This window comes from Curtobacterium sp. RM9 (genome assembly GCF_054956955.1).
In genome coordinates, this window is record NZ_CM143271.1 from 3,412,997 (window position 1) to 3,424,891 (window position 11,895).

At 67.1% G+C, this 11,895-nt stretch carries 12 protein-coding genes and 1 pseudogene; 2 read left to right on the forward strand and 11 right to left on the reverse strand.

The window, feature by feature from the left end:
• Positions 1–81 precede the first annotated feature (81 nt).
• Positions 82–2,055 (reverse strand): annotated as a pseudogene (locus ACY3FI_RS16335) (acyltransferase family protein); the annotation flags it as partial.
• Positions 2,056–2,383: 328 nt separating this feature from the next.
• Here ACY3FI_RS16335 and cmtR point away from each other — a divergent pair.
• Together cmtR and ACY3FI_RS16345 are read left to right on the forward strand one after the other, a co-directional pair.
• Positions 2,384–2,770 (forward strand): Cd(II)/Pb(II)-sensing metalloregulatory transcriptional regulator CmtR, encoded by a 387-nt coding sequence (gene cmtR / locus ACY3FI_RS16340; protein WP_123937975.1) that lies wholly within the window; start codon positions 2,384–2,386, stop codon positions 2,768–2,770.
• Positions 2,767–4,782, forward strand: a complete 2,016-nt coding sequence (locus ACY3FI_RS16345; protein WP_123937977.1) for a heavy metal translocating P-type ATPase — start codon at positions 2,767–2,769, stop codon at positions 4,780–4,782. The genes cmtR and ACY3FI_RS16345 overlap by 4 nt, the downstream gene beginning before the upstream one ends.
• 534 nt (positions 4,783–5,316) lie before the next feature.
• On the opposite strand, the gene ACY3FI_RS16350 is transcribed toward ACY3FI_RS16345, so the two are convergent.
• The 10 genes from ACY3FI_RS16350 to ACY3FI_RS16395 form a co-directional block, all read right to left on the reverse strand.
• The gene (locus tag ACY3FI_RS16350; RefSeq protein WP_079238224.1) at positions 5,317–5,955 is read right to left on the reverse strand and encodes a cation diffusion facilitator family transporter; all 639 of its coding nucleotides are present in this window, start codon (positions 5,953–5,955) and stop codon (positions 5,317–5,319) included.
• On the reverse strand, positions 5,952–6,299 hold the full coding sequence (locus ACY3FI_RS16355; protein ID WP_079238223.1) for an ArsR/SmtB family transcription factor: 348 nt from the start codon (positions 6,297–6,299) through the stop codon (positions 5,952–5,954). Before ACY3FI_RS16355 ends, ACY3FI_RS16350 begins: the two co-directional genes overlap by 4 nt.
• Before the next feature lie 131 nt (positions 6,300–6,430).
• A complete protein-coding gene (locus ACY3FI_RS16360; RefSeq protein WP_099051938.1) occupies positions 6,431–7,168 on the reverse strand; it encodes a cytochrome c biogenesis CcdA family protein in 738 nt (245 codons plus the stop codon).
• A complete protein-coding gene (locus ACY3FI_RS16365) occupies positions 7,165–7,656 on the reverse strand; it encodes a signal peptidase II (protein WP_158521905.1) in 492 nt (163 codons plus the stop codon). Before ACY3FI_RS16365 ends, ACY3FI_RS16360 begins: the two co-directional genes overlap by 4 nt.
• A 20-nt stretch (positions 7,657–7,676) precedes the next feature.
• On the reverse strand, positions 7,677–8,291 hold the full coding sequence (locus tag ACY3FI_RS16370; protein WP_079238222.1) for a cadmium resistance transporter: 615 nt from the start codon (positions 8,289–8,291) through the stop codon (positions 7,677–7,679).
• Between the two features lie 198 nt (positions 8,292–8,489).
• Complete coding sequence (locus ACY3FI_RS16375; protein ID WP_123937981.1) at positions 8,490–9,296, reverse strand: M23 family metallopeptidase; 807 nt, start codon at positions 9,294–9,296, stop codon at positions 8,490–8,492.
• A gap of 269 nt (positions 9,297–9,565) precedes the next feature.
• Positions 9,566–10,171, reverse strand: a complete 606-nt coding sequence (locus ACY3FI_RS16380; protein ID WP_079238220.1) for a DUF305 domain-containing protein — start codon at positions 10,169–10,171, stop codon at positions 9,566–9,568.
• Positions 10,172–10,274: 103 nt separating this feature from the next.
• Complete coding sequence (locus ACY3FI_RS16385; RefSeq protein ID WP_096897504.1) at positions 10,275–10,718, reverse strand: hypothetical protein; 444 nt, start codon at positions 10,716–10,718, stop codon at positions 10,275–10,277.
• A 95-nt stretch (positions 10,719–10,813) separates the two neighbouring features.
• Positions 10,814–11,128 (reverse strand): metal-sensitive transcriptional regulator, encoded by a 315-nt coding sequence (locus tag ACY3FI_RS16390; RefSeq protein WP_079238218.1) that lies wholly within the window; start codon positions 11,126–11,128, stop codon positions 10,814–10,816.
• Positions 11,129–11,166: 38 nt separating this feature from the next.
• Positions 11,167–11,844, reverse strand: a complete 678-nt coding sequence (locus ACY3FI_RS16395) for a hypothetical protein (protein ID WP_123937983.1) — start codon at positions 11,842–11,844, stop codon at positions 11,167–11,169.
• Positions 11,845–11,895: the final 51 nt, after the last annotated feature.

Sequence of the window (11,895 nt, forward strand, 5' to 3'; positions counted from 1 at the left end):
AGCCGTTACCGTTCGCTTCGTCGCTGGTGAGGCTCGAGCCAGTGCTGCCGTGATGGTGCGCTGCAGGGGACGAGTGAGAGTGTTCGCGTAGGTGCGGGTGATGTGCTGCGAGTCCCGATACACAAGCACCTTCCCAACCACCGCAGGACACCACCCAGCACGACAGAACGACGACGTCAGATCCAGCACCTGTGCACCGCGGATGCGCTGCGCCGCAACAGCGAGGTAGTCCTTCGCCGCGAACGCTCGTCCTGTGCTCAATCGACAGCGGGAGACAGCACCCGGATTCACGTCGAGGCAACGTTGCACACCGGTCCCAGCTGCGGGGGTGTCCCGAATCGCAAGGACAGTGGCCCCTCGGGTAATCACCGGATCCCATGACGCGCGGTAGCCGCGCTGCGCCGCCCGATCATGGTCAGCTCCCACCGGTCGTCCGCGGAGGTCCGCACGAGCGGCCGTGAAGACCAGCGTGTAGGGGGCTTCGGCTTCCAACGAGCGGTCGACGTCGTCGTTCCAAATGGCGCATCGACGTTGATTCGTCTCCGACACGTCCGACCATCGCACGCGTGAGAAGTCGCACCCGCCCTTGACATAGAGGTGCAGCTCCCAGCCTCGTGCGCGAGCAATTTGTATCAACACCGACGACCACTGGTGCGCGTGGGAATCCCCAATCAACGCCACCCGAGTGCCCCCTCGCACCCCGACCACGCAGCTGCGCGCTGCGGTCGTCTGCGCCTGGCACTTGTCCCAGGTCGGGTCGATGTCGTACGCCGCGGTCAAGGTCGCCGGGGTGAATGGTTGTCGCGGATCACCGCTGAGCCGGCAGGAACGGTTCCACGCAGCAGCAGCACCGAAGCAGCCGTCCCCGCGCAACATGGACACGACATCCCGGTCCCGACGCTCCTGACTCTGCAGTGCCGCCCAGCCCGCGGTCGGGACGATCAGCAACACCACCATCAGACCTGCCGCGCCGGCGAGAACAGTGGCTGGACGGTACCGTGAGAGCAAGCCGGAACGAACGCGCTTCTCGATCAAGACGTGTGTCAACTGGGCGAGGATCAGCGCGAACACGACAGTGGCGACGATTCGAACCGGCGGTGGTAGTTCAACAAGTCGCGGGAGCAACAGCGCGACCGGCCAGTGCCACAAGTACAACGGGTACGAGATGGCGCCAAGCCAGCGCACCGGACTCCAACGCAGCATCACCCCGATCACCCCGCCCTCGGCGCCTGCGGCGATGATCAGAGTGGTCGCCGTGACGGGGATCGCTGCAGCAATGCCTGGGTACGGCACCCTTGCCGAGAGTGCGACGCCGGCACCAATCAGGCCCATCCAACCGAACAGAGCAGTTCCAAACCGCAGCCGCGCAGGAACCGAGAACCGTCGCCCGGGGTTTGGCCCAAGCAACGCCAGTAATGCACCGACGCCGAACTCCCATGCGCGCGTATGCGGCCAGAAGTACGCAGCTGCGGGGTCTGAGACCGTCAACCAGATGGAACTGACGACTGAGGCTCCGGTCACTGCCCCCACGACCCAGCGCAACGCCGATTTTCGTGGAACGTACTTCCACACCACCAGGAGCAGGACCGGCCAGCCGATGTAGAACTGCTCCTCGACGCTGAGTGACCAGAAATGCTCAAACGGAGTGGACGGTGTGCCAGCCGCAAGGTAGTCAGTCCTCGACGCGGCAAGCGCCCAATTCTCGACGTAGGCCACACTCGCGGCGAACTGCCCCCCAACCTTCGGCCAGTCTTCCTTCGGATACAACACCGCTGCGGCGATTCCAACGGTGACGAGGACGGCCAGCGCCGAAGGCGCCAATCGGCGAACACGGCGAGCCCAGAACCTCGGGAGGTCTATCCGCCCCTGAGACTGGAGCTCTCGAGCGAGCTGGGTGGTGATGAGGTACCCGGAGACGACGAAAAAGGCATCCACTCCCACAAAGCCGCCACGGAACCAGCCGAAATCCACGTGATACAGCACCACAAGCGCCACGGCGACAGCCCGGATCGCGTGCACGTCGGCTCGGAACGAGCCATACTCCCGAGGCAGCATCGTCCGCGACGCTAGCTACCCCGGGTGAACTCGAAACGACGAGCGCTTGTCGGCCCGGTTCGGCGCCCCAGCTACTGAACGTTTAGCTGATGCGGCGAGGACCATCGCTGCGATTCCGAGCGGCGCGCAGAACACCGCCTCTCGCGTCGTGCACACCGTCAAGCTGCACCGTCGCGGAGGCCGATGGTGCAAGCGCAGGCTTAACCAGTGTGATTGAAACTTGGATCGACGTGGCGCCCAGATGCACGCGGTTGAAACCCGGGGCCCGCGCTAAGCGGCGGGACCTGGTCAACTGGCGATTGGTCATCATGCGCTGTATGGTCATCGCATGCTGACACTTGCTTCGCGGCTTGACGTGATGAACCGGCTCGGCCGGGCGATGGCGGATGAGACCCGTTCTCGGATCCTGTTGAGCTTGCTGGACGAGCCGGGGTACCCGGCCCGGCTGGCTGACGAGCTGACGCTCACGCGGACCAACGTGTCGAACCACCTCGCGTGCCTGCGCGGATGCGGCATCGTCGTCGCGACCCCGGAGGGCCGCCGCACCCGCTACGAAATCGCGGACCCGCACATTACGAAGGCGTTGGAAGCGCTCGTCGAGGTGGTCCTCGCTGTCGATGACGGCGTCGACTGTGCCGACCCCGCATGCGACGTGCCGTTGTGCTGCGACACGACGACGTCCAGTGTCCTGCAGGATATGAAGGCGATCCGATGAGCCGCGAATGCTGCGGGCCGGAGGAGGGGCAGGAACGCCAGCCGCTTGCCGTGCAGGTGCGTCGGCCAGAAAGCGAGCTGAGCCTGCAAGTGACCGGCACCGACTCACACGGCCACGCCGACGATGACTGCTGCAATCACGACGCCGCGGCATCGGAGCACGACGACGACGGACTCGTCCCCGTCTGGCGCGATCGGGCGCTACTGTTCCCGGCCCTCGCCGGCGTGTTCCTGCTGATCGGCTATGGGCTCGACTGGAGCGGTTTCACCGTCGCGGGCACCATCGTGCACGGCGCCGCGCTGCTCGCCGGAGCGTGGACGTTCGTCCCCGGCGCGATCCGTCGGGTACTCCGGGGCCGACTGGGCGTGGGTCTGCTGATGACGATCGCCGCGATCGGCGCGGTTCTGCTCGGCAAGGTCGCAGAAGCAGCCGCGCTGGCGTTCCTGTTCTCAATTGCTGAAGCTCTCGAGGACCGGGCGATGGACCGCGCACGGCAAGGCCTCCGCGCCCTGCTGGACCTGATCCCCAACACCGCCCGCGTCTCTCGACTCTCAGGAGAGGTTGAGATCCCGGCGCAGGAGATCCGAGCGTTGGACCTGCTGGTGGTGCGCCCCGGGGAACGGGTCGCCACAGACGGCATCGTCACCGCTGGTCGGAGCAGCCTCGACACGTCCGCAGTGACCGGCGAGTCCATCCCTGTCGAAGTGGGTCCCGGCGACTCGGTCCCGGCCGGATCGGTCAACGGGCAGGGCGCCTTGCAGATCGAGGCATCAGCGGATGGCCACGACAACTCCCTGACAACCATCGTGCGACTCGTCGAAGATGCACAATCCCGGAAGGGTGAACGCGCCCGTCTTGCGGACCGCATCGCCCGCCCCCTTGTCCCGGTCGTACTCATCGTCGCGGCGCTCGTCGTCGTGTTCGGGTTCATCGTCGGTGACCCGGCGACGTGGACCGAGCGCGCACTCGTTGTCCTTGTCGCAGCATCCCCGTGCGCACTCGCAATCGCCGTGCCCGTCACAGTGATCTCCGCGATCGGGTCGGCGAGCAAGTTCGGCGTCATCATCAAGTCCGGAGCGGCATTCGAGCAGCTCGGCGCCGTCACCGCGGTCGCGTTCGACAAGACGGGCACGCTGACCCGCAACGCCCCCGAAGTCGTCGACGTCGTCACCGCCCCCGGTCACGACCGCCAGGACATCCTCACGGCAGCAGCTGCACTCGAACGACACAGCACCCACCCGCTCGCAGCAGCGATCTCCAACGCCGTGGACCAGCCGCCGGCAGCATTCGACGTCACGGAAGAACCCGGCCGCGGTCTCACCGGAGAGGTCCACGGGCGACGAGTCCGAGTCGGCAGCACGCGCTGGCTGCAAGCCGGAACACTCCAGGCAGACATCGACCGGCTCGAGCGCAACGGTGAAACCGTCGTGGTGGTCGAAATCGACGGCGTCATCACCGGCGTCGTCGGCGTCCGCGACGAGCTGCGCGACGAAGCCGCCGAAACCATCACAGCACTGCACGAAGCGGGCATCCGCACCCTCATGCTGACCGGCGACAATCAACGCACCGCCACCACGCTCGCCGCCCGCGCTGGGATCCACGACGTCCGCGCCGAACAGCTCCCACAGGACAAAGCATCCGCGGTCAACGAACTCCGACGCAACGGTACCGTGGCGATGATCGGCGACGGCGTGAACGACGCGCCCGCCCTCGCGTCCGCAGACGTCGGCATCGCGATGGGCGCCACCGGTGCCGCTGCAGCCGTCGAATCCGCCGACGTCGCATTCACCGGCACCGACCTGCGCGCCATCCCGGCAGCGCTCCTGCACGCACGCCGGGGACGTCGCATCATGACCAGCAACATCGGACTCTCCCTCGCGATCATCGTCGTCCTGTTCCCGCTCGCCCTGGCCGGAGCGCTCGGCCTGGCTGGTGTCGTCCTTGTTCACGAGCTCGCCGAGGTGGTCGTCATCGCCAACGGAGTTCGCGCTGCACGACGACCACGCGCGTGATCCGCTCCAGATCCCGGACCGGGTCACCGTAACCGTGCTGCCGTCGGAGCGGGAGTGAGCATGCAACAGGCTGCCCCTGACAGACAAATACTTGCCGCGGCTCCTGCTCCGCAGCACCCACTAGGTAGAACGCTGACCTACTTCAGTGGATAGCAGCCCCATCGGCAACATCAGCCCGCGTCGCCAGGCACGGCGTGAGGGCGATCATGCCGGCCGCGAGCGGTGAACCATGTCCCGTCCGAGACTGAAGGCAATGCTTGGGTTGAAGACGAGCCCGTCCGTCCGAGGTGACGCCGGGTTAGCTGTTGCGTCCAGCAGCTGAAAGGGCGGGGGTTGGTGAGGCCCCCGCCCTTCTTCTCGCGGCTCTGATCGCAACGCGAGGCAGCCCCAGTTTGCTCATCTGCAGCTGTGCGCGTTGCGGTGGTGTTCTGCATCCCGTTGGTCCGCTCTTCGCCCCGCGAGGCACAGAGTGTGAGCAGCTTCGCTTTGTGTCAGCTTTTGAGCGGTGTTCGGTGTCGCTATGAAGCGGTCGTTTCAGTCGTCATCGTCGTCTTCCACGAGTTCGCCTTCCCACGCTTCGCGTCCTTCGTGGATGGCGAAGAGGGCGATGACGAATCCTGCGACGGGGTCGAGCCAGGCTGCGCCGGTGAGGGTGTAGAGGAGGAGTCCGATGAGGGTCGCGACGCTGAGGAGGACACAGATTCGAGTTTCTGCCGCGTCGGCGAGGATGAGCGGGTCGTCGAGCTTCTTGCCGACTCGGGTCTTGAGTGCGGCGAGGACCGGCATGACGATGATCGAGAGGACCAGCAGCACGATGCTGACCGGGGAGGTCTCCGGTGTTTCGTGGGTGATCAGGCTGCGGATGCCATCGATCACGACGTAGGCGGCGAGGAGGAAGAACGTCACGGCGACGAACTTCAACGTGCGTCGCTCCTTACCCTCGTCCGCTTCGCCGTGGCGGAGCCTGGCGGCGAGGCGGATGCCCACCAGCACGGCGACGATCGATTCGATTCCGGAGTCGATACCGAACCCGATGACGGAAACGAGTCCCGCGGCGATCCCAGCCGTGATGGCGACGATTCCTTCGAGGACGTTGTATGCGACGGTGAACTGCGCGAGGCGGAGCCCTCGTCGGGTGAGCTGCTCCGTTTCGGTTTCGGTGAGCGTGCTCATTCGCCAGCCCTCGCGTCCGAGCCATAGGTGCCGCAGAGATCGACTTGGTAGCCGGTGGCCTGCAGCAGTGTCTCCGCGGACTCGAGGAGGTCCATCAACTCCGGACGGGCGAGGCTGTAGAACACTTGCCGGCCCTGCGCCCGCCCCTCCACGAGTGCGCAGTCGCGAAGGCACGCGACGTGCTCGGAGAGGGTCGATTGGGCAAGACCGAGCTCCGCGACGAGGTCGCTCACGCGAGCTTCCCCGTGGCGGAGTCGGCGCAGGATGCGCAGCCGGGTCGGGTCTGCGAGAGAGTGGAACAGCGATACCGCGGCAAGATCGCCCCGCGCTTCTACGATCGGCATATGCCGATGATATCGGCGTAGCGCGGTTCGTGCGTTCAAGGTCGGCCATTGGTTCTGGGGCGGTGCTTGCTCGATCGTGACCATGGGGATGCCGCCGTCGACCATGCGTTGCAGCGGGCTGCACCTGGGTGTTAGAGGAGCGTGACGTACTGGCCGATGTGTGCGCCGACCGTGTACATCAGCGATGACCACAGTCCGGTGACCATGAGGACACCGATGAGGATCAGCGTGCCACCACCGATCAGGTTCACGGTCCGTAGGTGCCGTTTAACGCGGCTGATCGCGGTGGTGGCCCAGGTGGTTCCAAGGGCGAGGAGGAGGAAGGGGATGCCGAGTCCGAGGCAGTAGGCGATGCCGAGCAGGACGCCGTTCCAGGTGCTCGCGGCTTGCAGGCTCAGCAGGTTGATCGCGGTGAGGGTCGGGCCAAGGCAGGGGGTCCAGCCGAGCCCGAACACGATCCCGAGCAGGGGTGCGCCGGCGATGCCGGTGGCCGGTTTCCATCGTGGTTTGAGGGTGCGCTGCAGGATCCCGAAGCGGCCGATGAACACGAGTCCCATGATGATGACGAAGCCGCCGAGGATCTGCGTGAGCAGGTCGCGCCAGCGGATCAGCCAGAAGCCGGCGGCGCCGAATGCGGCGGCGTAGGCGACGAAGATGACGGTGAAGCCGAGGATGAACAGGAGCACGCCCAGGGTGAGCGTGCTGCGGCGGCGTTGCTCTGCGACACCGCCGATGAAGCCGAGGTACCCGGGGACGAGTGGGAGGACGCATGGTGAGAGGAAGGACACCAGCCCGGCCAGGAGAGCGACCGGCACGGCGATCAGGAGCTGTCCGCTGAGGATCGCTTCCGCGAAGGGGTTCCCGTTCACGCTGATCGCTCCGTGGGCGCGGGCTCGTCCTTGTGCCTGCCCGGCATCAGGAAGCGGATCGCGAATCCGGCGATCCCCAGGGTGGCGAAGATGTCGGCGACGTTGAAGATGGCGAACCAGTCGATGTTGATGAAGTCGACGACTTCGCCGGTGAGTGGCCCGGACTCGGCGCGGGTGATGCGGTCCCAGAGGTTGCCTGCGGCGCCGCCGACGGCGACGCTCATCAGCCCAGTGGCGAGCATGTCGGCGCCGCGCACGGCGCGCACGACTGCCCACGTTGCCAGGCACAACGTCAGGGCGATGATGCCGAGTGCGAGCGGCGGCCCCATCTCGCTGCCGAGGCTGAAAGCGACGCCTGGGTTGAACACGAGCTGGAGGGTCGCACCCGGAGCCAGCTCAATTGTGCGCGACGGGCCGAGGCCGGACAGTGCCCACGCTTTGGTGAGCTGGTCGATGGTGAGCGCGGCCGCGGCGATCAGCAGCACCACGACCACTCGGATGCTTGCTCTCACGAGAGCACGTCGATGAGGCGCACGATCACGCCGGACTCGATCAGGATGTAGAGGCCCAGGCCCGTGAACACGGCGGGCACGAGCCAGTGCTCGATCTTCTCGAGGGCTTCCGTGACGGTCTTGTTCGTCCCCACGAAGCGAGCCACGAGGCACCACACCGCGACGAGCACGAGGAACACCGCAATCGTGACCACGGTGTCCGGGATCGGGGTCGTCCGGAACACCGGCGTGTAGAGGGAGATGTTGTCGGCGCCGTTGGCGATGGTGATCCCGGCGACTCCGAGGACCCCGCCGGCGCGCACTGCCGAGTCGTCGTCATCGTCGTCGTCATCACCGCGTCGTCGCAGAGCACGGACCAACCCCACCAGACCAATACCCAGGGGGATGAGCCCCAGCAGTCCCACCCACTTGTCCGGAACGATGGTGAGCCCCGCAGCAGTGAGGACACTGATCGCGACGAGGGCGATGAAGCCGGCGTACTGACCGACGACGACCTTCCACCCCGGCAACGTTCCACGCGTCGATGCAAGGAACAGAACCGTCAGGACCACGACGTCATCGATGTTGGTGGCAGCAAAGAGACCCACCGCCGCCGCAATCGTGCCGATCATCGGTTCGACTCAACAAGCGGCGGCCGAGACACGGGAACCATCATCCGGCAAGTGATCGTCATACGCCGATCATATCGGTATCGACCGATGATCGGCGACGTGCAGCCGGCCGGCTCTCCACAACGCTGCCGCCGGCCCGGAGGCGATCGTCGGCGCGCGATCGGATGGTTGCCGCGGAGCGGGCTGAGTGGGCGCCGCTCACAAGGTGCGCCCGGCATTCGTTGTAAGCCAGGCAATGGGGTCGATTGGGGTGCTGCTGCCGAGCATGACCTGCAGGTGCAGGTGGGCGCCGGTGCTGGCGCCGGTGTTGCCGACGAGGCCGACGAGCTGCCCGACGGCGACGCTCTGCCCGGCATGCAGCGGTGACGAGCCGAAGATCATGTGCGCGTAGAGGGTGGAGATGGTCTGACCGTCGATCTGATGGTCGATGATGACGTACTGGCCGTACTCCGGGTGGGTGCCCGAGATTCGGACGGTGCCGGCGGCGACGGCGCCGATGGGGGTGCCGGCGCCGGGGGTGATGTCGGCGCCCTGGTGGATCGACGAGCACGCCGCGCACGGGGCGAGGCGGGGGCCGAACGGGGAGCTGACCCGGATGCTGCCGGCGACGGGCCAGCGGATATCGCCGGCGCCGGTGTTCACGATCGTCCCGGTGGGCGCGACTGCAGCCGTGCTACCTGCCGCTGCTGTGGCGCTGTTCGTGGTGCTGGTGGTCGTCTTGGTGATCACGGGCTTCACGGCGGGCTTGGTGACGGTGTAGCCGTCCCGGTCAACGGTCACGGTCAGCCCGGTCGCGGTGAAGCTCTGCCCGGTAGCGGACGGGGTGCCGCCGGGCACGGTGACGGCGGGGCCGGTAGATGCCTGCGCGGGAAGCGCCGCGGCGGTGAACAGCGCCATCGCCGCAGCAGCACCGGTCAGCGGAATCGCCGCCAGCGCCCGGGATCGGAACGTCCGCGTCGGAGCCGGCGCGGCCACCGTCACGGCGGGCAGCGGCGGCCGACTCACGACAGCGGGGGTCCGGCGGATGCGGGGCGTCCGCGGAGCGGGGGGTGTGGCGCGTTCTGCGGCGAGGGCTTCGCGGCGCGTCAGCGGCGTTGCAGTGGGGGTGTGGGGGTGCTGCTGGGGCACAGGCAGGCTCCAAGAAAGACGGCGGACGGGGATGAGCACGTCAGAAGAAACAGGGCCGCTCGGCGGGGTGCTCGAGCGGGAGAGGGGGAAAGCCGGTCGCGGATCGCGGCAGGGAGGGGGGACACCGCCGCGACCCACGGCCGGGGTCACATCGACGCGAGCATGTCCTTCATCTGGCTGATCTGCTCGGTCTGGCTCGACACGATCGACTTCGCCATCGCGACCGCGTCGGTGTTCTTGCCCTTATCGACTTCGGTCTTCGCCATGTCGACAGCGCTGGTGTGGTGCTCGACCATCTGCTGCAGGAACAGCTTCCCGGCGTCCGCCGGGGAGGCACTGTCGAGGGCGTTCATATCGGCGTCGGACATCATCCCGCCCGACATGGAGGAGTGATCCATCCCGGACATGCTCGACATCTCCGTGGGCTCGCCCCAGGCCTTCAACCAGCCGGTCATCGTCTTGATCTCCGGTGCCTGCTCGGCCTTGATTTGCTTCGCGAGCGTGACGACGTCGGGGTCCACGTCGGAGCCCTTGGCGAGGAGCATGTCGCTCATCTCGATGGCCTGCTTGTGGTGCGGCAGCATCCCCTGCGTGAACGTCACGTCCTGGTCATTGTGCGTCGACGAGGACGACGAGGACGACGAGGAGGAGTTGTCCGAGGAGCCGGCGTTGTTGGTGGAGCATCCGGCGAGGGTGAGGCCGATGGTGAGGGCGGCGGTGGCCGCGAGGGTGCGCGTGATGGTGGTGTTCATGGATCCGTTCCCGTGATGCGTCAGGTGTTCCGGGCAGGCGAATACCTGCCCGTGTTCTGGGCATGCGAGAGCTTCCGAAGGGAGCGCTCCCGCCGGGGATGGATCAGATACGGATGATCTGCAGCGCCGTCAGTGATGGCGGCTTGGGTGCCGCGACGCGGCGTGCGACACGGTCCCCGAGGGCGAGGAGGCGTGCGAGGACGTAGAGGACCCCGCCGTTCCGGGTGCGCAGAAGCGCCCACGCGAACAGGGCGATCGTCAGCGCGCAGGCCATCCCCATCAGGGAGCACATCAGCGCGCACAGGCCGCCATCGCAGCCAGCATCACTGAGCACGCTCACCACCGCGCCAGCCGGCGCGGCAGCGTGCTCGGCTGCGTCGCTGTGGGTGTGCTCGGCCGTCATGGCGGTCATGGCGTGCTCGCCGGTGGTCGCGTGGCCGAGCATGCTGTGCATCAGGACCGTGAACCCGACCAGCAGCAGCAACGCCAGCACCGCCGTGGCCTGCAGCAGCAGGCGGCGGCGCGTGGTGTTCGCGGTGGTGAGCATGCGGATCCGTACTGATGACTGGTCGGGGTGCGGGTTCTATGGTGCAGGACGAGCGCTGAGAGGACAACCGCCCCGTCTGGTGGGCGGAGAGCTGGTTAGGCGCGCACGAGGCGGGCGATCGCGTCGGAGGCTTCCTTCAGCTTCACCGCCGCCTCGTCGCCGCCTTCGGCGACGGCGTCGGTGACGCAGTGCGCGAGGTGGTCATCCAGCAGGCCGAGCGCGACGGATTGCAGCGCCTTCGTCATCGCGGACACCTGGGTGAGGATGTCGATGCAGTACTGCTCCTCATCGACCATCCGCTGCAGGCCGCGGGCTTGCCCCTCGATGCGGCGCAACCGTTTGAGGTAGTCCTCCTTCGCGGTGATGTACCCGTGGTGGTGCTCTGCTGCGGGCGCGGTGGTGTCGGTCATGGACGCTCCTCGGGGTTCACCGATTACGGTAGCGGCGCTCATGCCGCCGTCGACCAATCGAACGGGGTCGGCGCGATCGGCGTACCGGACCCACGGGTGATGACGATGGCGATGTCCTGCTGGTCCTGCAGTTCCAGATCCGGCAGCGGCGTGGTGGTGCGGGTGCCGTTGACGAACACGGCGACGTGCCGGTCGTTCTTCCCGTCGACGTACCCGCCGACCTGCCCGTCTCGCAAGGTCACGTCCCACTCGGTAAAGAGCTGTCCGAGGGTGAACGGCTGCACCTTCGCGGACTCGACGTGCACGATGCCGGAGGTGTCGTGGGTGTGGAGTGCAGACATGCCGCCCCGCTGCACGTCGACGCCGATGTTCGCCGGCACCGCCACCGGCTCCCCGTCCACGGACACGGACAGATGCTGATGGGTGTGCAGCGCCGCACCTTCCATCCCCGCCACCTCGAGCCCGGCAGCCTTCGCCCGCGCCGCCGCATCCGCGGGGGCCGGCCACGGCGGTGCCGCCGTCGCTCCGGACGCTGTTGGCGCCGTGTCGTTGCCACGGTTCAGCGCGGCGACCGTGATCGTGGTGACCGCGGCGAGGACGACGACCACGGCGGCGCCCAGCAGCCACCACCGGCGGGTGCGACTGCGCTGCTGTTCCGCTCTGCGGTCAGCGGCTTTCCGCCGCGCCTCTTCGCGCCGATCAGTTCTGCTCGCCATCACGTCCTCTTTCCGGATGCCGGTTCGGCGGATTGGGAACACATCCGCCCG